The organism is Colwellia sp. MB3u-41 (genome assembly GCF_014076845.1).
GTDB lineage: Bacteria > Pseudomonadota > Gammaproteobacteria > Enterobacterales > Alteromonadaceae > Colwellia_A.
The window spans coordinates 559,766-582,474 of sequence record NZ_JACGUT010000084.1 but is presented as its reverse complement, the minus strand read 5'-3'; the positions used below and the strand labels follow the sequence as shown (position 1 = coordinate 582,474).

Genomic DNA, 22,709 nt, shown 5'->3' with positions numbered 1-22,709 from the left:
ATCTTACTTTATCTTTCTGTATCAACATTCAGATACAAAAAAAGGGCTTATAGCCCAGCAATTCTTAAAACTTATCGTGCTGAAAAGGTTCCAGATACGAAAAAGCCCCATTACGCGGGGCTTATTACACTGACCCACGATGTTGATTTAACCTAGTGACTTATAAACTAAGCCGTTAAATCGATACAACAATATAAAATTATTTTAAAGTTTTGCTTTAAGCACTTTTAACTTTACTTCAAGCGTAAGGAACTAAAAAATGAATTTCAGTGAAATATTGTTGTATTTAAGCTAAGCTAATTATATAGCGCCTACCAGCGAATCGCAAGCCTAATTCATACTATAAGCAATAAAAGCTCAACTTATGTGGGGCATTGCTCTTAATATAATATATCACTCTAAATAACAGCTAGTTAGTAATTTTTTATCAAGCATGCTATAAATTAAGTAAGTCTAATCTTTGCAGTAAATCGACATATTATGTATAGCTATTTTCAATTATTAATTCGCAATGTCCTTTTAGGGATTTTTTTTAATATTCTTATCGCTGTAATCGTGAGCTATATTTTCTCTTCTGCTCTGTCGAGCAGACAGTTAGATATACAAAAATCCATTGCCGCTGTTGTTGATATTTCAGAAAGAAACGATCAATTTAAAAGCGTTAATAAATTGATGAATTTAGCTGATTTTCAGTTATTCTCATTAACAAAAGAAAACAAAGATATATTTGAGCATAAAACACCCCGTTCAAATATTCTTGTCACTTTAATTTCCCCTGAAAAAATAGTTTTTACAAGCGAACTAAAAACAACTATCAGTTACCAAGTAAATAGCAATACTTCAGCAACATTAGTGTTGAAAATAATGACTATATCCATTCTTGTTAGCCTTATTATTATTTTTATTGCTTGCTCTTTAAGTGTTAAACACACTAAACAGCTTGTTTTTGTCGTCAATAAAAAAATTAAACACGGCATCGCACAAGTCATCTCGATGAATAAACTTGAACCTGACGATGAAGTTATGGATATTCCTGAATTAACCTCTGGATTAAAAAAGGTTGAAGCGCTTATCTCATCGCATATCGATGACACTACGGCACTCGAAAAACAAGCCTATATTGAACCATTGACAAAATTAGAGAACCGTAATCGATTTATTCAATTCTTTGCTAATGACGAAAACCAAGTTGAATTTGGCGTTTTAGCTATAACTCGTTGCTCTGAACTGCAAATAATTAATCAAATACACGGTTACAATGAAGGTGACCATTATATTTGTAAAGTAGCAGAAATCATCAAAAGTGTTACTGCAACCTATCGCGGTGCTAATGTTTATCGACTCAACAGCTCTGACTTTGCAACCCTTTTACCCAATATTACTCTAAAAGAAGCAGAAAACGCAGCAAATGAATTATCGCGTAAGTTTAACGCTTATCAACAATCATCAGATCTAGATTCAGTTGGCTATACTGGATTAGTTTATTTTGATAAAGACAAACCACTGGGTGAATTACTCGCATTAGCAGACACGGGTATAAGCATTGCACAAACTCAGCAAATAAACGCCTGGTTTTCACAAAGTAACACAGATATTTTACAGAGCGCGAGTGCTAATTATGGTAACCAGAACTGGCGTCAAGAAATAGAGAGTGTCTTAGAAAATCAACGCCTAAAATTACTTGTTCAGCAGATAAAACCCAATAGTCGTAACAATAAAGTTTATGGCGAAATTCTTGCTCGGTTTTTAAATTCAAGTGGTGAAGTGCTCCCTACCGCCTCTTTTATCGCTATGGCGGAAAAGCTCGATAAAATGGTTGCTGTAGACAAAATGATTATCGAAAAAGTCATCAATGAAATTAAAGTAAAAAACTTACATGAGCAGTTTTTTGGTATCAATATCAGTGCTCGAAGTATTCATGATGAACATTTTTTAATTTGGTTGGAACGTCGTTTATTAAAAGAGGCAACAATTGCGTCGAAATTAATTTTTGAAATTACTGAATATGGCCTGCAACAAAACATCAAAACCAGTAAACGCTTTATCGATATGATTCACCGTGTCGGCTCACGCATTACTGTTGAACGTTTTGGTGTTGGATTAACCTCATTTAAGTTTTTTCGTGATCTTAAACCTGATTTTATTAAAATGGATAGCTCCTACACACGTGATATCGATGATGATAAGAACAATCAATATTTCATCCGATTGATGGTTGACCTTGCACATAGACTTAGCATAACAGTTTTAGCTGAAAGTGTTGAAAGTCAAGAAGAAAAGTTTACTTTAGAAAAGTTATTCATTGATGGTTGCCAAGGTTTTTATTTAGGAAAACCTGATGTTCTTTAATCTAAAAAAGCTAAAATATTAATAATCTTTAGTAAAATTGTCCTTACACCATAACAAGGTGTTGCATATGCAACAAAAATTAAGCCATTGAGCGGTTGTCATCTGATGAATAAAGTCGGATAATAGTGCGAATTATCTCATAAAATTAATTCTCAAATGACAGATTATCTACTGCTGTTAGTTAGCACAGTATTAGTCAATAACTTTGTACTCGTAAAGTTCCTAGGTTTATGCCCATTTATGGGTGTGTCTTCTCGTACTGAAACTGCTATCGGTATGTCATTTGCCACCACCTTTGTAATGACTATTGCTTCGTTGCTCAGTTACATCGTTAACACCTATATTTTAGCCCCCTTGGGTCTAGAATATTTAACGACAATGATGTTTATATTAGTCATTGCCGTGGTTGTTCAATTTACCGAAATGGTCGTACATAAAACCAGTGCCAACTTATACCGTTTACTGGGTATCTTCTTGCCACTCATTACGACTAATTGCGCAGTATTAGGTGTCGCCTTATTAAATATATATGAGCAACATAACTTTCTTGAATCAATCGTTTATGGTTTTGGTGCCGCTGTAGGGTTTTCTCTTGTTCTTATTATGTTTTCAGCCATGCGCGAAAAACTGGCTAATGCAGATATCCCTAAACCTTTTAAAGGTTCTGCTATTGCGATGATAACCGCGGGCTTAATGTCGCTTGCCTTTATGGGTTTTACTGGATTGGTGAAGTTATAATGAGCGTACTAGTGACCACTCTTTTGGCCATATTAGTCCTTGGCTGTATGGCATTAGTCTTTGGTGCTATCCTCGGTTTTGCCTCGGTAAAATTCCATGTCGAAGGAGATCCTCTTGCCGAACAAGTTGACGCTATATTACCGCAAACACAATGTGGTCAATGTGGATACCCTGGTTGTAAACCTTATGCAGAAGCAGTAGCAAATGGTGAAGCAATAAATAAATGTGCTCCTGGTGGTGAAGACACTATCAAAAAAATTGCCGATTTGATGGGAGTTGAACCACCACCATTAGATGAAAGCCATGATACAGATAACTCTCCTAAAGTTGCGTTCATTATTGAAGAAGATTGTATCGGCTGCACAAAATGCATCCAAGCCTGCCCTGTTGACGCAATTTTAGGAACAACCAAACAAATGCACACCATAATAGCCGATGAATGTACCGGCTGTGATTTATGTGTTGAACCTTGCCCAGTTGATTGCATAGTAATGATACCTATTGCTAAAACGCCACAAAACTGGCAATGGGATCTTAATAATATACCCTTAGTACAGCTTGATTAGGTGAGGATTCGTGGGATCAGTGATTGAACGTATAAAACGAGGCAACTTTTGGACTTTTCATGGCGGCATTCACCCTCCTGAACAAAAGTTTTTAACCACTGACAAGCCAATCAGAGCGGTTAGTATACCTGAACAACTAATATTACCATTACAACAACACATCGGTATTGCTGGTGAGTTACAAGTAAAAGTTGGTGATAAGGTATTAAAAGGGCAAGCACTTACACACAGTATGCACCCAATGGCCGTGCCTATTCATGCACCGACAAGTGGCACTATTAGTGCTGTCAAAAATGCGGTTATTGCGCATCCTTCAGGTCTAAGTGAATTATGCTTATTTATTACGCCTGATGGTGAAGACAAATGGCGAGAACGCCATATTTGTATTGATTTTAATCAACTAACAAATAATGAATTAATTGATAAAATTGCGTCCGCTGGTATTTCAGGTATGGGTGGCGCGGGCTTCCCTACACAAGTAAAGGTCAGTATTCGAGAAAAAATAAAATTTCTTATTATTAATGCCGCCGAGTGTGAACCTTATATTAGCGCTGACGATTTATTAATGCGTGAACACAGCCCGTCAATCTTAGATGGTATTAATATACTCGACCGTATTCTTTCGCCTGCTTATATTCTTATCGGAATTGAAGAAAACAAACCCGAAGCAATAAAAGTGTTACAACAAGCAACCGCCCATAATGAGCATATTCAAGTCTGTGTAGTACCCACTAAATATCCTACAGGTGGTGAAAAACAACTCATTCAAATATTAACAGGTCAAGAAGTGCCATCTGGTGTTTTACCAAGTTCTTTAGGTATTGTTATGCATAATATTGCGACTTGTTTTGCTATTGCTGATGCCGTAATAAACGATATACCTCTAATAAAAAGAGTGGTTACGGTTAGTGGCCAGGCTTTAAAAAAGCCTCAAAATGTCTGGTCATTACTTGGAACTCCTGTAGGTTTTTTACTTGAGCAGTGTGGTTACGCTAATAAAAATAAAAAGCATATCATTATGGGCGGTCCGATGATGGGCTACAGTTTGCCAACAGATCAAGTGCCTGTGGTAAAAACAACCAACTGTGTACTCGCCCCAAGTGAGCAAGAGATATCGTCACCTTATTCCACTGGCACAGGGGAAATTGAATGCATTCGATGTGGGCAATGTAGTGATGTCTGCCCTAGCCAACTTTTACCACAAGAATTACAGTGGAGCGCTAAAGCAAAAGATCAGCCACAACTTGAAAAACTCAACCTATTCGATTGTATCGAATGTGGCGCTTGTGCGTATGTTTGTCCAAGCCAAATTCCATTAGTACACTATTATCGTGTAGCAAAATCTGAAATTCGCACACAAAAGCAATTAGATATAAAAGCAGAACATGCAAAAGTAAGGTTTGAAGCGCGTAAAGAACGCCTGGCAAGAGACAAAATAGCACGAGAAGAAAAGCACAAAGCAGCAGCCGAAGCACGTAAAGTACGAATGAACTCAGGTACACCCCAAGCAAAAACTGAGAAATCAGCGGTTGCTGAGGCTTTAGCACGCGTCAAAGCCAAGAAAGCTCAACAAACTAAAATCGGCGATAGCGTAACTGCTGACCACACAGTTACACCAATAGACGTAGAACAAAAAAGTCAGGTAAGTGCGGCTATTGCTAGAGCAAAAGCAAAAAAACTTGCTGCTCAGCAAAACATACCAACAGAAAAATCTGTATCAGTTGATACAACAGATGATATCGCAATCGAGCCTGTTAATGACAAAAAAGCTAAAATTGCTGCCGCAGTTGCCAAGGCTAAAGCAAGAAAGCTTACTGAGAAAAGTAATGATACCGCACTAGCCACGAATAAAAATACGCTCGACGATAACACTGTTATATCAAAGCAGGTCGAAAAGTCTGTTGACGATAAAAAAGCTAAAATTGCTGCCGCAGTTGCCAAGGCTAAAGCAAGAAAGCTTGCTGAGAAAAGCAATGATACCGCACTAGCTGCGAATAAAAATACGCTCGACGACAACACCGTTATATCGAAGGTGGTCGCAAAGCCTGTTAACGATAAAAAAGCGAAAATTGCAGCCACAGTTACCGAAGCCAAAGCAAGCAAACTTGCTGAACAACAAACAAAATTAGAGTCGACATAATATTATGGCCTTTTGGATAGCAAGCTCACCACATAATCACGTGCAAAGTGAAACCTCAGCAATAATGCGTCTAGTCATTTATGCCACGATCCCAGGGGTATTTGCCCAATGGTACTTTTTTGGCTGGGGGAATTTAATACATATTTCACTCGCCATTATTACCGCCCTAGTGGCAGAGTTTACTGTGTTGTCTTTACGAGAAAAGAATATAAAGGCGCAACTATTTGATGGAAGCTCAATTCTAACCGCGGTATTAATCGGCATTAGCTTACCCGCAATAGCGCCATGGTGGATCACTGTGATTGGTGCATCCTTTGCTATTATTGTTGTTAAACAACTTTATGGTGGTCTCGGACATAACCCTTTCAATCCTGCAATGGCCGCTTATGTGGTGTTATTAATCTCATTTCCCTTACAAATGACTTCATGGCTACCACCGTTAGAACTCATGGCATTGCCCTTAAACTTTGCTGATACCTTATCTGTAATTGTTAGTGGCTTTACCATTGACGGATATTCTGTTGAACAACTAAGAACACATATTGACGGTTATACTATGGCAACACCGCTCGATACAGTAAAAACAAACCTAACACTGGGAATGACGATTGCTGAAAGCATGGAAAGCCCGGTTATTGGCGAAAATTTTGGTGTAGGTTGGGAATGGGTTAGTGCTGGGTTTTTACTTGGTGGTCTCTTCTTAATAGGTAAAAAGACAATTCATTGGGCAACACCATTTAGTTTTTTAGCAAGCATATTTGTATGTTCATTAATCGCATTTTTATATAGCCAAGACAGTAATGCTTCAACTTTGTTTCATTGGTTTAACGGCGCATGCATGTTTGGAGCGTTCTTTATCTTAACAGACCCTGTTTCCGGTGCGACGAGTGTTAAAGGGCGTATCGTTTTTGCCGCATTAGCAGGCTTTCTCGTGTTCATTATTAGAAAGTACGGTGGCTACCCTGATGGAGTAGCATTCGCTGTACTAATTTGTAATATGGCAGCACCATTGATCGATCAATATACACGCCCTCGTACCTATGGGCATAATATTTCACCAAGTAAATCAGGAAATGAATAATGGCCCTTTCACTTACTAGTGCCGTCAGTAAAAACGCCAAAATTCTCGCTTTATTTGCTATTGCTTGTACCGCTATTGTTGCAGTCGTCCACTTACTCACTAAAGATCAGATTATCTTGCAACAACAACAAGAATTATTACGCAACTTAAACAGTATTATCGCCAAAGACAGCTACAACAATGTGATCTATAAAGACTGTTATATTTTGCCAAATGCTGCATTAGGTACGGTTTCACCACAAAAAGTTTACCGTGCAAGAAAAAATGATAGCGCAGTCGCTGCAGCTATTACGACAGTTGCCCCAGACGGATACAGCGGAAATATAGAGCTTATTATTGCCATTAATATAGATGGCAGTATTAGTGGTGTCAGAACGTTAAAACACCAAGAAACGCCCGGGCTTGGCGATAAAGTAGAAGAAAAGAAAAGCGATTGGATAAACAGCTTTACCGGCATGAAATTAGCCCATGATAATGATGGCCGTTGGTTAGTGAAAAAAGATGGTGGCATGTTTGACCAATTCACCGGGGCCACTATCACACCACGTGCTGTCGTTAAAGCCGTTCGCAACACCGTTAGCTATTTTAACGCACACCAAAGTGAACTATTTGAAGCTACCAGTAATTGCCCAAGCCAGAAAACGGCTAAAGGAACCAAATAGTCATGAAAATTAACGACGAATATAAAGAATTAGCTTGGCAAGGTTTATGGAAAAACAACCCTGGTATCGTACAACTTTTAGGCTTGTGTCCATTACTGGCAGTCACTTCAACGTTAACAAACGCGATTGGTTTAGGGCTAGCAACTTTATTTGTACTTATTTGTTCAAATACGACCGTATCGGCCATTCGTAAGTGGGTACCTAAAGAAATTAGGATCCCTATTTTTGTGTTAATCATTGCGTCTTTTGTTACCTGTGTACAACTACTCATGAATGCCTATACCTTTGGTTTGTATCAATCATTAGGTATATTTCTCCCCTTGATCGTCACCAATTGTGCGATTATTGGTCGAGCTGAGGCATACGCCTCTAAAAACCCCATCAAACAAGCAAGTTTTGACGGATTAATGATGGGCCTAGGTTTTTTATTAATACTGATGTTGTTAGGGGCCGTAAGAGAAGTACTTGGTCAAGGAACATTGTTTGATGGTGCGACTTTATTACTTGGAGAATGGGCAAGTATATTGCGTATCGAAGTCTATACGCTCGATAGCCAATTCTTACTGGCAATACTGCCCCCTGGTGCTTTTATTGTGATGGGGTTATTTATTGCTTTAAAAAATGCGATTGACGATCGAGTAGCGGCTGCTAAACCTAAAACAGAAAATCACGAAATTTCCCGTGTTCGTGTCAATTTTGATGAAAAATAACAATCATAAAGAAAACAATTATGAATAAAGTGCAGCGTTTAGAAATATTAACTCGTTTACGAGATAATAACCCTCATCCGACCACTGAACTTAACTTTTCTTCACCTTTTGAACTGTTAATCGCTGTACTACTTTCAGCACAGTCAACTGATGTCGGTGTTAATAAAGCGACAGCGAAGCTTTACCCTGTTGCTAATACGCCTCAAGCTATTATTGATTTAGGGCTTGATGGTTTGAAGTTTTATATAAAGACCATTGGTTTGTTTAATACTAAAGCTGCCAATACTTTAAAAACTTGCCAAATGCTGGTCAACTTGCATAGCGGTGAAGTACCTGAAAATAGAGCAGCACTAGAAGCCTTACCCGGCGTTGGCAGAAAAACGGCTAATGTTGTGTTAAATACGGCTTTTGGTCAGTTAAAAGATAATGAAGGAAAATACTTTATTGCTGTGGATACCCATATTCAACGACTCGCAAATCGTACGGGTTACGCAAAAGGTAAAACTGTTGAAGAAACAGAAAAAAACATTATTAAGAATACGCCAAGAAAAAGTGAATTTTTTTATAATTTACACCACTGGTTTATTCTCCATGGTCGTTATACTTGCATAGCAAGAACCCCTCGTTGTGGCTCTTGTATTATTGAAGATTTATGTGGCTTTAAAGAAAAAACTAGTGAGTAGGGCTAATAAAGTCAATTGATTTTTAAGTTTATAAATAATTAAGAGGATTAGGCTTTAATTATGATAATAAATAAAATACCCTCTATTTATAGCATTCACTTACTATTATTAACCATAATTTCTTATAGCGTATCAAACAAATATTTTGATGCTGTAAAGAATTTAGCTTTACTAACTAAGCAAACAGGATCAAGATGAAATTTTTACATACTATGGTGCGCGTTCATGACTTAGAAAAGTCTCTCAATTTCTATATCAATCAGCTAGGCCTCATTGAAACAAAGCGTGTTGATATACCTAAAGGAAAATTTTCATTAATATTTCTTGCCACAGAAATTGGCGCTCCTGAAATTGAACTGACGCATAACTGGGATTCTCAGGAAGACTATACAGCGGGTAGAAACTTTGGTCATTTAGCTTTCGAGGTTGCTGATATCTATAAAACCTGCGAGAAGCTTATGGCAGCTGGGGTTATTATTAATCGTCCACCACGAGACGGCCATATGGCTTTCGTAAAATCACCAGATGGCATATCCATTGAGTTATTACAAAAAGACGAGTCATTAGCCCCACAAGAGCCTTGGTTAAGTATGGAAAATATAGGTAGCTGGTAGGTTTATCTATCACCCTCTTGTCGATAACCGATGGTTTAACAAGCGGGTGAATTATCATTTAAGCACAGACAATAAATCACTGTGTTCGTCGGTCCAAACTACCTTTTTATTTTGATCTACGCTTTCTGCTGGCCAATCACGCCGATAGACTTTTATTCGAGCATTATCTAAAAACAATCGATTATTCGTCAACAAAACCCACTGAACATTATGTTCGTTCTCTTTATTTGCATTCGTTTCAACATAAATAATTTCTTTATTTAAAACGCTCGCTAACCCACGCACTAAAGGCGTTAAATTTAAGTGTGAATTCGAAATATGTATCGCCAGCACACCATCATGCTTTAAGTGCTTAAAATACAGTAATAAGGCTTCTTGTGTTAATAGATGCTGTGGAATAGAGTCACCAGAAAAAGCGTCAATCACTAAAGTATCAAACTGCTGACTGCCTAAATCATCTAACTGTTTCTGTAAGCTCACCCGACCGTCCCCTAGCACCAGCTCAATGTTAGCAGCAGAATCTTTTAGGTAGCTAAAGTAGTTTTGTGCTGCAAAGATAACCGCAGGATTTAATTCATAAAAAACATAGTGGTCACCTTCATTACCATAGGCAGCTAAAGTTCCAGCACCCAAGCCAACAAAACCGGCATTGATCTTTTGATGCCTGCCCTCGTCTAACCTCTGTTTTGTGAGTTGTTCGAGCACAAGAGCAACACCGGTATTTTTTCTATAATAACTTAGCGGAATAGTCTCTTCTCCACTTTCTAAAGATTGTGTGCCGTGCGATGTCGTTCCATCAATCAAACGACGTTGAATTTTATTGTTAATTTCAACATCTTTAACACTTAAAATACCGTAAAAGTTACGCTCACTCGCTACATTTGTTTTAATAAAAAGGGTATTCAAATAGAATAATCCCCCCATAAAACTTATAGCTAAAATGAGATTACTTGTTACTAACCACGTTTGCTTTTTAAGACGAGTTCGCTGTTGTGAATAAATACTCAATGCTAAAAGGACAAAGACACCAATAATAGCCAAAGGGAACTCTAAGAATTGATCAAAGATATTTTGCGCAATAAAAGCGACAAAAGCACTGCCCAAAAATCCGCCCAGTGACATAAATAAATAAAATAAAGTTAACTGTTCAACTTGTGGTTTTAAACGCGCTAACTCACCATGGCAAATCATACATGCAATAAATAGAATGCTCGCATAAATAACAACTTGTGAAATAATATCGAACCCAGATCCAATAAAATACATCAACAATGCCAAGCAAGCAGTAAGTACAAATAACGCAAACCAATATTCACGCACATACCATTTAGGGCTATGAAAACTAATAATAAAAGTAAGAAGGTATAAACAAAGGGGAAGTATCCATAAAAAGGGGACCGGTGGAACATTTTGCGTCATTGCATTCGTGGTTGCCACTAATAAAATCACCCCAACCATAGCAAGGGCTATCCATAAAGTTTTATCAAGTAACGAGGCGCTATCATGGTTTTTAACCTTTTTGTCACGCGTATGTACCTGTTGAGAACTCAATGATAATTTCGACATTTTCCACAGTAGAGTTACCATCATCAATGAATATATTACATAACCCAAAGTCCAATAGTTCGATTGCTGAGTTGTAGAAAAAAGTGGCTCAAACAGAAAAGGAAAGCTTATTAGCGCCAGCAATGAGCCTAAATTAGATAATGAATATAATTGATAAGGAAGTTTGCCTACTTCGATATACGTTAACCATCGCTGTATTAACGGACCCGTTGACGACAAAATAAAATAAGGTAAACCTATTGAAATGGTTAATAACAACAATATATTGTGGAGAGGCGAAGTGGACGGTGAAAAAGTGCCCAAACTTTGAATGCCAATAGGAAGAAATAACACACTACAGACAATCAATATTAAATGAATACTTAACTGTTTTTTTACTGACTTAAGGTGCGTTAAGCAATGTGCGTAGAAATACCCCAAAAATAAAAAGGCTTGAAAGAATAACAAGCATGCGGTCCAAACAGCTGCTCCACCACCAAAATAAGGCAGAATTAATTTAGCAATGAGTGGCTGTACTTGAAATAATAAAAAAGCACTTAAAAAAATAATCGCTAAATATAGCATTTAATATGTTTCTCTTAATCGTCAATATAGACCGAGTATTGAATAATATAGCTAGGCTTAAGAAATCAGTACTCAATGAGACTTAGTGAGCGTACTTCCTGTACATCGTCATTCTTTCACATCCATGTGATCATGACATTGCCTATACAGATGTAGGTACTAAGCTTTTGTCCGGAACAAAAAGCGGACCGCACTTCCTGTACATAAAAAAAGCGCTACATAGCGCTTTTTTTATTATCAGCTAAATTGATTATTCAGCTTTTGCCTTTGGTTTCGCTTTGGGCTTTGCTTTGGCTTTGGCTTTGAGTTTTACTTTTTTCTTTGCTTCTTCAACCCATTTACCTTCAACATACTTTGCATTCCACCCCGTTGCTTTAGGTTTTGCGCCTTCCGCTTCAGGTGCAAGTTCGGTCATTACATATTGTTCTTTTGTTTTACGACTATAACGTACAACAGCTAAGTTACCGTCTGGATCTTTAGCTGGAGCATCGGCTAAATAATAAAATTTACTCGAAATTCTATCTCTAAAACGTTGTAACTCTTCAACTTTAGGTGCGCGTGTTTCTCTTGAACGTGGGAAAGTATTCGCTGCTAAGAAAATACCTGCGGCGCCGTCACGTAAAACAAAATGTGCTTCCGACTTTTCACAAGGTAATTCAGGTAACTGAACAGGGTCTTCTTTCGGAGGAGCCGCTTCACCACTCGCTAATAACTTACGGGTGTTTTTACATTCAGCATTGGTACAATCAAAATACTTACCAAAACGACCTGACTTGAGTTCCATTTCAGCTTCACAACGATCACATTCTAAAATAGGACCGTCATAACCCTTAATTTTAAACTCGCCCTTTTCAACTTCAATACCATCACAAACAGGATTGTTACCACACACATGTAATTTACGTGTTTCATCAATCAAGTAACTGTCCATCGCCGTACTACATTTATCACAGCGTCGCATGGCACGTAAGGCATCTGTTTCTTGGTCTTCAACTAATACACTAACGGCTTCTTCACCTGAAGTAAGGTTCATGGTTTGCGTACAGCGTTCTTTCGGTGGTAAAGCATAACCAGAACAACCTAAAAACACTCCTGTAGAAGCCGTGCGGATCCCCATTTTACGACCACACGTTGGGCAATCAATATCGGTTAATACCGGCTCATTGTTGCGCATACCACCTTCTTCAGTTGGCATGTCAGCTTGACTTAATTGTTTAGTAAAGTTTTTATAAAAACCGTTAAGTACTTCTTTCCAATTGGTTTTCCCCTCAGCCACTTCATCAAGCTCTTGTTCCATGTTGGCGGTAAAATCATAGTTCATTAAGTCTTTGAAGCTTTCAGATAAACTGTCAGTGACAATTTCACCCATTTTTTCAGCGTAAAAACGCTTTTTATCCAAGCGCGCATAACCACGGTCTTGAATAGTCGAGATTATTGATGCATACGTTGAAGGACGACCAATTGAACGTTTTTCTAATTCTTTAACTAATGATGCTTCGCCAAAACGTGCAGGCGGTTTAGTAAAATGCTGAGCAGGGTTTAATTGTTCAAGGGTTAATACTTCACCCACCGACAAATCAGGTAAGTGCTTATCATCACCTTTTGATAATTGCGGATGAACTCTTGTCCAACCGTCAAATTGCATTACGCGACCTTTGGCTTTTAAATCAAAGCCTGAAGCACCAACCGTAATCGTACTGACGGTATAACGTGCTGCCGTCATTTGACAAGCGACAAATTGACGCCAAATAAGATCGTACAGTTTTTTAGCATCCGCTTCGATACCGTCCATAAAAGCAGATTCTATTTTAACATTTGACGGACGAATCGCTTCATGAGCCTCTTGCGCACCAGATTTACTGTTATAAACTTTTGCTTTTTCAGGTAAGTAATTCTCACCAAAATTCTTCGCAATATAGCCACGACACATTTCAACAGCATCTTTACTTAAATTGGTTGAATCCGTTCGCATATAAGTAATATGACCGGCTTCATATAAGCGCTGTGCCAAGCCCATAGTACGTTTGACGCCAAAACCTAATTTAGTACTCGCCGCTTGTTGCAGCGTCGACGTAATAAAAGGAGCAGATGGCGTACTTTTTGATGGTTTATCGTCTCGTTTATCAACGGTATATGCCGCACTTTTTAAGGTTGCTAATGCTTTATTTGTATCGGTTTCATTGGTAGGTTTAAACGCTTTACCATTTTCATGGGTAACATCTAATGGAAAGTCTAACCCTGAGGCTGTTTTTGTATCTGCGGTAATTTCCCAAAATTCTTTTGGATCAAACGCCTTAATTTCACGTTCTTTTTCAACAACTAACTTTACGGCTACCGACTGCACACGACCTGCAGACAAACCGCGAGCAACTTTCTTCCACAATAATGGACTCACCATAAAGCCAACGACGCGGTCAAGAAAGCGTCGCGCTTGTTGTGCGTTAACGCCAGGCATGCTTAATTCACCTGGGGTAGAAAAAGCTTGCTGGATAGCATTTTCGGTTATTTCATTAAAAACAACACGTTTAAACTTGCTGTCATCACCACCAATAATTTCTTTTAAGTGCCAGGCAATCGCTTCACCCTCGCGATCCAAATCGGTTGCGAGATAGATAGTGTCGGCTGAGCCGGCAAGTTTGATTAATTCAGCAACAACTTTTTCTTTACCTTCAAGTATTTGATAATTTGCTTCCCAATCGTTTTCAGGATCAATACCCATACGGTTAACAAGTGCTTGCTTATCACGTTTAGCTTTATATTTCGCTTTTGCTGCTGGTGCCATTTTTCTGACTTCAGCAGGAGATTTTGCAGCAACTTTTTTACCTGTACTGCTATGAGGAAGATCACGAACATGACCAACACTAGATTTCACAATAAAGTCTTTACCAAGATATTTGTTAATTGTCTTCGCTTTGGCTGGTGATTCGACAATAACCAGAGATTTTGCCATATATATATACTTTCCTACGTCACTGGCTATTTTTTTTGCCAGTATAATTACATTTCGGTTATAACTGTCTAAAAATTAGCCGAGCAACTCATTTTTAGCGCAATTAAACCATAAATCATTGAAATTAGAATTCCTATTAGATATATCGGTAAATAACCAAGCTGACAAGTTATTATTTTTAATAACATCGCCTAATTAAGCTATTTTCGTTATAATGCCATCAATATTTCAGTCTCATCACAATATAAATCTAATAAAATTTTAGGTGCTGACGATAATTGAATTCTTTATCTAATTCAATTATTCAGAAAATAAAACCTAAAAACACCTATGTAAAACACTATTCCTTTACTATTAATAAATAGCATGAAAGGGATAAATAACAAGAGTATAAATATATGACAACTTCATGGACCAATTTACAGGAAAAACTTGCCAACTGTCTATGCCCTGCAGGTAATGGGGTTTTTACCGTCAATACCGCTAAAGAGCGTAAAGAGCAACTGCATCAAGCATTATTTGGCCAATCAACCGATATTGATAATTTATGGAAAGACTCTTTAAACAAGCTTCCTGATGCATCAAATGCTGTTATCTTAGGTGTAGCCTCTGATTGTGGTGGTGGAATTTTACGTGGTGCAAACTGGGGACCATTATTTGTACGTTCAGCCTTACTTGAACAGTATCCTGACCTTGAAGCATTTGACATAGGAGATGTGCGTGTTATTCCTCATTTACTTCATGACAAATATTTAAATGAAGCCACACTATCTAACTGTAGAAAAGCACTTTATAAAGATGAAAACAGCCCTTATGCGGTTAGCCCATTAACCATTACTGAAGATGTATTACACGATTTTTATGCTGAGTTTCCTGAGAAAGGTATTTTCGGTATTGGCGGTGATCACTCAGTAAGCTATCCGTTAACAAAAGCTTATTTACAAGCGAAGAAAAAACGTGGCATCCGTGCAGCTATTATTCATTTTGATGCCCACACTGATTTGTTGGTTGAACGCTTAGGTATCGATTTATGCTTTGGCTCTTGGTGTACCCATATTTTAGATGATTTACATGAAAAACATCATTTGATTCAAGTTGGTATTCGATCGAGCGGTCGTCCAAAATCTCACTGGGAAAGCACTTTTGGTGTCAGACAGCATTGGGCTCATGAAGTGAAAGAGCTGGGTGTTGAAAAAATCATTGAAAATATTTTAGCGCAATTACAAGATGAAAATATCGATGAGCTTTATGTCAGCTTTGATATTGATGCGCTCGATGAAACTGTCGCTGCTGCGACAGGCACACCAGAGCCCGACGGTTTATTTCAAAATGAAACAATGGATATTCTTCGCGCTTTAGCGGCGAAATACCGTATTACCGGTGCCGACATGATGGAAATTGCTCCTTTTACTGACAGCACAGGTTTAGGAAAAGAAAGTCGAGACAAAACATTAGCGGCTGGCGCTGAAATATCAGCATTCTTATTAGCCGAGATGGCTAAGGCCAAATAGCTATTCGTTGTAACTATCATTTTTAGACAATAAAAAAGCTCCCTTAGGAGCTTTTTTATTGTCTAAATTTTACTACTGAATATCTATTTTAGTTTCTGAAAAAAAAGTAGTGAGTCCATTAGGTGTTGTTACTTCCATAATTAACACCCCTGCTTTAGCTTCTTTCTCACCTTTAATACTCACAGCATAAGTAGCGCCGCCATTATTATTATCGTTTGGCCAAGTAAAATCGCTAGGACCAACGATAGTGCCAGCCGTTGCAGTAAACTTTATGGTGGTTCCAACTGGCATTGGTTGGTTATGTAAATCAGAAATAGTAACAGATACAGAGCCAGTATTTTCACCCTTGATGTAGACTGTGTTGTCATAACGGCTATCAATATAATTATGCGTTTCAAGAGTATCCGTGGTACCCGAATCATTATCCCAATCATTCGATATTTCGATAGAGACAACATTAGCACTACATAGGCCGTTTTTGCGCGCAATGATTATTGCATCCTCATCAGCCACTTTGGGTGTCTGAACAAGATCTGAATTAAATTCCGTCTTAACACGGATATCACCACTAGTACCTTCATCAACTCTCAAAAAATTAACAACCGTCGATGAATTATCTGACGTAGTCGCAATGCACACTCTCGGGTTACTGCCGGACATTACTAATACCAATTGCCCTCTAACATCAAGTGATTTTTGCGCGGAACAGCCTGCATGATTAGGTATGGCACATAATACACCGTTATATAACCCATCTTTGCCATCGTAGAGTCCATTAGCGTTAAAATCTGAAGGTTCCTCTAGTTCTCCTCCAATATCCCCACTGCCATCACTTGGATTAAAGACTTGATCTTCGTTATAGTCAGAAAAGGCTTCGGGTAAATCATAAGGTTGGCCAGAAACATCATTACCTGAGTAAATTATATCTGCTCCAGCTTCATTTATGCTGCCATCAGCATTACAAGGTTTACCTGTGCCTCCATTAAAGGCCTTGACTTCACAAACATCAAAGCGACCATTACCATTTAGATCAGGAAAAGACTCTTCTCCAATAGTTGTAGCTAAAACAGTTGCCCTACCTCCATATCTTTGTCCCATTGTATTTATATTTTCAGGTGCATGTAATGGGTTGTTTAAATCAACCAATATATGCCCTTCAGGACGAGGGTTTTGGCTTCGCCAAATTACGAAGCACGCTCCACTATCATCTGTTGTGCATTGCTTTTCAGCTGATGAATTACCTATTGAGCCACCCTCTGTAGTAAAGTAAACCACTGTAGGAGGAGGTGGATTATTAAAAGCATCAGCTAAACGAGCAGTAACAATAACTTCGGTGCCAGTTAGATTCCATGCTTCTGGGTTTAATATATCAGCTCCTAGGGTAAAACTGTCCTGGTCTGGAATCCCCGTCGATACAATTAAATTACTTGATTGTGTGGAAATAAGGGGATTGGTGTCTCGAATACTAGCGGTAACAACAACCGCATGAGAAACCGAACCAGAATTCACAACAGTTTGCACTAAACCATTATTATCTGTAGTAGCACTGGTAGGAATAACATTCATACCACCTACATCTGTATTTAGAGAAAAATCAACATCACTATTGTTTATAGGATTACCATTGGTATCTAATACTCTAAAAATAATGGTAGAGCTTTCAGGTCGTTCCGTACTACCTGTTCCTAGAATAGAAATATATTCAGGTGTTGCTGAAACAAACTCTATGCTACCAGCATCCGCAGGTAAAACGGTGACCATTCCGTTAGCTGATAAATTTATCCCCCCTGCATTGGCGGTGACATTAATTTGATCTTCCCCAATACAACCTTTCGCTAAATAAGTACTGGTAGCAACGCCATTAGATGTTGTTACCGGCGAACTTAATGTGGCTGTTGGTATTGTTTGACTGGTACAGCTAGAGGAAAATTCTATATCGACAGGCTCAGCAAAGTTATTACCTTGGTCGTCAATAATAATCACAGAAACAACGGTTGTTCCCCCTGCAGAAATGGTATCTAGACTTATATCAGCAACACCTTCCACAAACGGGTCACCGCTACCAATTTCAACAGTAGAAGAGCCAACAACTAATAATACTTGCCCGGTTTCACCACTAGTAATAGAAGCTGTCACAGTGCCCGCACCTAATGAGTCTCCAGCATAAATATCAACAATGGCTTGATTGTCGGCATTAGTTATCGCCGATGGGATCGGTATGTCGCCAACTGTTGAACTAAAAGTAACGATTAAAGGTGCGCTAATACCATCAATAGTCGCGATTACTCTCGCAGGTTTTGATGACGTTACCGTATCAGTAGAGGCCCCTTCTCCGTCTATTAAAGTGACACTGATATTGATATCACCAACAATACCAATATCATCACCTTGTGTTTTAAAGCCTAATGGAACGCTAGAGGTTTCACCAGAGGAAAGAGAAGCGGATATTTCACCCGCACCACGAACACTCCCCGCGGTTAACGTGATAGTCGCTTCACCGTTGTCATTGGTTAATGCCGAGCCAGACGATGGCGAAAAAACGCCTAAAGTTGTCGTAAAAGTAACCGCTCTATTGGTTACGGGCAAAGCGCCTTGCATGACAGTCGCGGTAACGATAACCGGTGCAGCACCCGTAACGGTCGTATCAGAAATATTTAATAAAAGTGTACTCACGACCGAACCACCTTCAACAGGTGTTTCAACTCGAGACAAGCCGCCATCTCCACTTCCACCACAGCCACTTAGCGTGATAAATAAAATCCAAAAACCCAAACGTTTAAGTTGTGCCATGCAAGTATCCCTTAATTTTTAATTACATCTTCATTAATAGTAACTTATATTATAAAAATTTCATTAAAAATAGCGCTATAGTTGCTTTTTAATCAATAGCTTTTTAATCAATGAATTACCTGTTAATCTACTCTTCATAATTTATAATAAAAAATAACGTTGCATTTCTTTATGACTGATAAAAAAAAAGCTAGTTTAACCGCTAGAATCGTTACTGGTATGCTTGCTGGCATCGCAGTAGGCGTGTTCTTACAATTTCTGATGCCAAACAAATCAGACTTTGTTATCCCTCTCTATTTCTTTGAAATTTCATTACGATCATTTTTGGTTGACGGGATTTTTGAAGTCATTGGGCAAATTTTCATTTCAAGTTTGAAAATGCTGGTTGTTCCACTTGTTTTTGTATCCCTTATCTGTGGCACTTGTTCATTAAAAGACACGACAAAACTTGGCCGCATTGGCGGTAAAGCTATTGCCCTTTATTTAATCACTACAGCAATAGCCATTAGCTTCGCGATGTTTTTAGCGTTATTAATAAGCCCAGGTGAAGGGGTCAACATGGCCTCAGACACAACTTTCGCCAGTAAAGAAGCGCCATCGTTAGCGCAAGTTTTTATTCAAATGTTCCCGAGTAACCCGTTTGAAGCTTTTGCAAAAGGCAATATGCTACAAGTCATTGTCTTTGCCTTACTGTTTGGTATTGCCATTGCGCTCTCAGGTAAAGCTGGCGAACGTGTAGCTAGCTTATTTGAAGACATGAGTACAGTTATTATGCGCTTGGTCACTATCTTAATGAATCTTGCCCCATACGGTGTCTTCTGTTTATTAGCGAGTTTGTTCACTGATATGTCGATTGATATTTTCAAGAACCTAATGATCTATTTTTTAGTGGTTTTCTTTGCGTTAATATTGCATGCAACAGTTACTTATTCGACTATCTTAAAAGTAATGACAGGCTTGAGCCCTATTACCTTTTTAAGAAAAATGCGTGATACCGTTATCTTTGCATTTTCTACCGCCAGCAGTAATGCAACTATACCCGTGACACTAGAAACCGTGACAAAAAAAATGGGTGTTAAAAATTCAATCGCTTCGTTTACGGTACCATTAGGTGCAACCATTAATATGGATGGTACCGCTATCATGCAAGGTGTTGCCACCGTATTTATTGCGCAAGTATTTAATGTCGATTTAACGTTTAGCCAATATTTAATGGTAATACTTACCGCTACACTTGCATCGATAGGTACCGCTGGGGTTCCAGGAGTCGGTTTAATAATGCTTGCCATGGTATTAGACCAAGTAGGCTTACCTGTTGAAGGTATTGGCTTAATTATCGGTGTGGACCGCTTACTTGATATGACCAGAACGGCAGTGAATGTTACCGGTGATAGCATGGTATCGATTGTAGTCGCTAAATCTGAAAACCAGTTTGATGAAGAGGTTTTTTATAATGACAATGCCGGTAGTAAAATTGAGAATATTGATTTTCATCATTTAGATAAAAATCAAAGTGACAGTTAACACATTTAACCTCATAATCGCTTAATAAAAAAGGTGCTTTTAAGCACCTTTTTTATTAAGTTGAATTGGTACAACAAGCTAGCCAGTAATTAATGGCGTAAATGATTTAACTAAATCATCAATTGATTTCATTTGCTGTAAGTAAGGTTCAAGTTTATCGAGAGGTAACGCGCAAGGGCCATCACACTTAGCCTTATCGGGGTCAGGGTGTGATTCTATAAATAAACCCGCCAAACCTAATGCCATGCCACTACGTGCCAATTGGGCGGCTTTAGCACGACGTCCGCCAGCAGAATCTTCTCGACCACCTGGTTGTTGTAAAGCATGAGTTGCATCAAATATGACTGGCGCATAATCTTTCATTTCGTCCATCGCCAGCATGTCAACAACAAGATTGTTATAACCATAACAGCTGCCACGCTCACAAAGAATAACGTGCTCATTACCAGCTTCTGAAAATTTCTTAATGATATGGCGCATTTCATGGGCGGCAAGGAACTGTGGTTTTTTAACGTTAATAATTGCATTGGTTTTCGCCATTGCTACCACAAGATCAGTTTGGCGCGCTAAAAATGCGGGTAGCTGAATAATATCAACTACCTCTGCAACTGGCTGTGCTTGATGTACTTCATGGACGTCAGTAATAATTGGTACATTGAACGTCGACTTAATTTCTTCAAATATTCTCAAACCTTCTTCTAAGCCTGGTCCTCGGTATGAATGAACAGAAGAACGATTAGCTTTATCAAAAGATGCCTTGAACACATAAGGAATATTGAGTTTTTGTGTCACTTCTACATAGTGCTCGGCAGTACTCATCGCTAAATCACGCGACTCTAATACATTCATACCACCAAATAATACAAACGGCTTATCGTTCGCTATTTCAATATTGTATTTATTGAGTTTTATTGAAGCTATTGTCATAATTTTTCCCAAGTAAGTCTGGTGCTAACAAACGATTAGCTACCAATAATTCTTAACAACTGGCCACATAGCCAAGCCATATAGGTGCCTAAAGCGTAACCTAACACCGCAAGTAAAACGCCTACAGGCGCTAAAGAAGGATGAAATGCTGAAGCGATAACAGGCGCAGAAGCAGCACCACCAATATTCGCTTTACTACCAACAGCTAAGTAGAAAATAGGCGCTTTAATTATTTTTCCTACAATGAGTAGTAAAATAACATGCACTAACATCCAAACAACGCCAATAGCGATATATTTCGGTGACTCTACAATTTGAGTAACGTCCATATGCAAACCTATAGTCGCCACTAACACGTATAATAAACTGCTACCTACTTTCGATGCACCTACAGCTTCAAGCTTTCTCGCTTTAGTAAACGACAATCCTAAACCAATGGTTGTCACTAATACGATGATCCAGAATAGCTTTGAATGTAAGCTAAACCTTTTCAAGTCAGGGAAGTTCATTTGAAAGTACGGCACTAAATAGTCTGCGGCAAAATGTGCTAAACCAGCAGCGCCAAACCCTACGGCGATAATCAGCATAAAGTCTTTTAAAACAGGTGATTTGGTGTTTTCCCGTTGCGAAGCTTCAACACGGTCAATTAATCTATCGATTGCAGAAGTATCAGCGCCACTCTTCGCATCAATGCGTTTATGATTAGCGGCTAAATACAGTAATACCGCCATCCACAAGTTGGCGACAACAATATCAACGGTAACCATAATAGTGAATATTTTTCCGTCAGCGCCATAAATCTCTTTCATTGCCAACATATTCGCACCACCGCCTATCCAACTACCTGCCAGTGCAGCCATACCACGCCAAACAGCTTCAGGCCCTGTAACACCAAGCAGTTCAGGCCAAATAGCTGAAATCGCTAATAAGGCAATTGGGCCGCCAATAACGACACCAATCGTCCCCGTTAAAAACATGATAATGGCTTTATTACCCAAACCAACGATAGCTTTTATGTCAATGCTCAAAGTTAATAAAACTAAACAAGCCGGTAACAAGTAATACTTAGCGACTTCGTCTACTTGACTCAATTCTGCACTAACAATGCCAAAAGTGTTTAACAAAGACGGCAGTAAATAACACATCAGTAATGCGGGTATGTATTTATAGAACTTCTTAAAGGCTGGATGTTCACTATTAGATGTATAGAAAACGAACCCAAGTATTATCGCGAGCAATCCCATAACGGTGGCATCATTCGTGATAAAAGGGCTATTATTGATTATTTGATCTTCCATTGATTAACCTTGTTATTTTTATTGGGTTTATGTGTA

Annotated in this window: 16 protein-coding genes; 11 read left to right on the top strand and 5 right to left on the bottom strand. The window is 38.5% G+C overall.

Annotation, left to right across the window (positions count from 1 at the left end):
* The first annotated feature begins 555 nt into the window (after nt 1-555).
* The 9 genes from H4J73_RS19255 to H4J73_RS19215 all read left to right on the top strand — a co-directional run bounded on the left by H4J73_RS19255 (nt 556) and on the right by H4J73_RS19215 (nt 9,543).
* Complete coding sequence (locus tag H4J73_RS19255) at nt 556-2,349, top strand: GGDEF domain-containing protein (protein WP_310649682.1); 1,794 nt, start codon at nt 556-558, stop codon at nt 2,347-2,349.
* Between the two features lie 156 nt (nt 2,350-2,505).
* Nucleotides 2,506-3,087 (top strand): electron transport complex subunit RsxA, encoded by a 582-nt coding sequence (gene rsxA, locus H4J73_RS19250; RefSeq protein ID WP_182182076.1) that lies wholly within the window; start codon nt 2,506-2,508, stop codon nt 3,085-3,087.
* Entirely contained in the window at nt 3,087-3,653 is a 567-nt protein-coding gene (gene rsxB / locus H4J73_RS19245) for an electron transport complex subunit RsxB (protein WP_220460131.1), read from the top strand. Before rsxA ends, rsxB begins: the two co-directional genes overlap by 1 nt.
* Before the next feature lie 10 nt (nt 3,654-3,663).
* Nucleotides 3,664-5,793, top strand: a complete 2,130-nt coding sequence (gene rsxC / locus H4J73_RS19240) for an electron transport complex subunit RsxC (RefSeq protein WP_182182075.1) — start codon at nt 3,664-3,666, stop codon at nt 5,791-5,793.
* Nucleotides 5,794-5,797: 4 nt separating this feature from the next.
* Nucleotides 5,798-6,874, top strand: coding sequence for an electron transport complex subunit RsxD (rsxD, locus tag H4J73_RS19235; RefSeq protein WP_182182074.1), 1,077 nt, complete (start codon nt 5,798-5,800; stop codon nt 6,872-6,874).
* On the top strand, nt 6,874-7,536 hold the full coding sequence (gene rsxG / locus H4J73_RS19230) for an electron transport complex subunit RsxG (protein ID WP_182223381.1): 663 nt from the start codon (nt 6,874-6,876) through the stop codon (nt 7,534-7,536). The genes rsxD and rsxG overlap by 1 nt, the downstream gene beginning before the upstream one ends.
* 2 nt (nt 7,537-7,538) lie before the next feature.
* The gene (locus H4J73_RS19225; protein ID WP_182182072.1) at nt 7,539-8,246 is read left to right on the top strand and encodes an electron transport complex subunit E; all 708 of its coding nucleotides are present in this window, start codon (nt 7,539-7,541) and stop codon (nt 8,244-8,246) included.
* A gap of 20 nt (nt 8,247-8,266) precedes the next feature.
* Entirely contained in the window at nt 8,267-8,929 is a 663-nt protein-coding gene (gene nth, locus H4J73_RS19220) for an endonuclease III (protein ID WP_182223380.1), read from the top strand.
* Between the two features lie 194 nt (nt 8,930-9,123).
* Complete coding sequence (locus H4J73_RS19215) at nt 9,124-9,543, top strand: VOC family protein (RefSeq protein WP_182182070.1); 420 nt, start codon at nt 9,124-9,126, stop codon at nt 9,541-9,543.
* A 54-nt stretch (nt 9,544-9,597) separates the two neighbouring features.
* Here the strand turns inward: H4J73_RS19215 and H4J73_RS19210 are convergent, their stop codons facing one another.
* On the bottom strand, nt 9,598-11,673 hold the full coding sequence (locus H4J73_RS19210) for a fused MFS/spermidine synthase (protein ID WP_182182069.1): 2,076 nt from the start codon (nt 11,671-11,673) through the stop codon (nt 9,598-9,600).
* A 250-nt stretch (nt 11,674-11,923) separates the two neighbouring features.
* The gene (gene topA, locus H4J73_RS19205; RefSeq protein ID WP_182182068.1) at nt 11,924-14,623 is read right to left on the bottom strand and encodes a type I DNA topoisomerase; all 2,700 of its coding nucleotides are present in this window, start codon (nt 14,621-14,623) and stop codon (nt 11,924-11,926) included.
* A gap of 398 nt (nt 14,624-15,021) precedes the next feature.
* On the opposite strand from topA, the gene H4J73_RS19200 reads away from it, so the two are divergent.
* The gene (locus H4J73_RS19200) at nt 15,022-16,134 is read left to right on the top strand and encodes an arginase family protein (RefSeq protein WP_182182067.1); all 1,113 of its coding nucleotides are present in this window, start codon (nt 15,022-15,024) and stop codon (nt 16,132-16,134) included.
* Nucleotides 16,135-16,206: 72 nt separating this feature from the next.
* Here the strand turns inward: H4J73_RS19200 and H4J73_RS19195 are convergent, their stop codons facing one another.
* Entirely contained in the window at nt 16,207-18,924 is a 2,718-nt protein-coding gene (locus H4J73_RS19195; protein ID WP_182182066.1) for a hypothetical protein, read from the bottom strand.
* Nucleotides 18,925-19,095: 171 nt separating this feature from the next.
* Here H4J73_RS19195 and H4J73_RS19190 point away from each other — a divergent pair, with 171 nt between their 5' ends.
* Complete coding sequence (locus H4J73_RS19190; protein ID WP_182182065.1) at nt 19,096-20,448, top strand: dicarboxylate/amino acid:cation symporter; 1,353 nt, start codon at nt 19,096-19,098, stop codon at nt 20,446-20,448.
* Between the two features lie 78 nt (nt 20,449-20,526).
* On the opposite strand, the gene kdsA is transcribed toward H4J73_RS19190, so the two are convergent.
* Entirely contained in the window at nt 20,527-21,375 is an 849-nt protein-coding gene (kdsA, locus tag H4J73_RS19185) for a 3-deoxy-8-phosphooctulonate synthase (protein WP_182182064.1), read from the bottom strand.
* A 35-nt stretch (nt 21,376-21,410) separates the two neighbouring features.
* Nucleotides 21,411-22,673, bottom strand: coding sequence for a DUF819 domain-containing protein (locus H4J73_RS19180; RefSeq protein ID WP_182182063.1), 1,263 nt, complete (start codon nt 22,671-22,673; stop codon nt 21,411-21,413).
* Nucleotides 22,674-22,709: the final 36 nt, after the last annotated feature.

Excerpts from the sequence above, each read along its gene's own strand:
- H4J73_RS19180 (WP_182182063.1), bottom strand. The coding sequence starts at position 22,673 with ATGGAAGATCAAATAATCAATAATAGCCCTTTTATCACGAATGATGCC.
- H4J73_RS19195 (WP_182182066.1), bottom strand. The coding sequence starts at position 18,924 with ATGGCACAACTTAAACGTTTGGGTTTTTGGATTTTATTTATCACGCTA.
- H4J73_RS19190 (WP_182182065.1), top strand. The coding sequence starts at position 19,096 with ATGACTGATAAAAAAAAAGCTAGTTTAACCGCTAGAATCGTTACTGGT.
- kdsA (WP_182182064.1), bottom strand. The coding sequence starts at position 21,375 with ATGACAATAGCTTCAATAAAACTCAATAAATACAATATTGAAATAGCG.
- H4J73_RS19210 (WP_182182069.1), bottom strand. The coding sequence starts at position 11,673 with ATGCTATATTTAGCGATTATTTTTTTAAGTGCTTTTTTATTATTTCAA.
- H4J73_RS19225 (WP_182182072.1), top strand. The coding sequence starts at position 7,539 with ATGAAAATTAACGACGAATATAAAGAATTAGCTTGGCAAGGTTTATGG.
- rsxG (WP_182223381.1), top strand. The coding sequence starts at position 6,874 with ATGGCCCTTTCACTTACTAGTGCCGTCAGTAAAAACGCCAAAATTCTC.
- nth (WP_182223380.1), top strand. The coding sequence starts at position 8,267 with ATGAATAAAGTGCAGCGTTTAGAAATATTAACTCGTTTACGAGATAAT.
- rsxD (WP_182182074.1), top strand. The coding sequence starts at position 5,798 with ATGGCCTTTTGGATAGCAAGCTCACCACATAATCACGTGCAAAGTGAA.
- topA (WP_182182068.1), bottom strand. The coding sequence starts at position 14,623 with ATGGCAAAATCTCTGGTTATTGTCGAATCACCAGCCAAAGCGAAGACA.
- rsxA (WP_182182076.1), top strand. The coding sequence starts at position 2,506 with ATGACAGATTATCTACTGCTGTTAGTTAGCACAGTATTAGTCAATAAC.
- H4J73_RS19200 (WP_182182067.1), top strand. The coding sequence starts at position 15,022 with ATGACAACTTCATGGACCAATTTACAGGAAAAACTTGCCAACTGTCTA.
- H4J73_RS19215 (WP_182182070.1), top strand. The coding sequence starts at position 9,124 with ATGAAATTTTTACATACTATGGTGCGCGTTCATGACTTAGAAAAGTCT.
- rsxB (WP_220460131.1), top strand. The coding sequence starts at position 3,087 with ATGAGCGTACTAGTGACCACTCTTTTGGCCATATTAGTCCTTGGCTGT.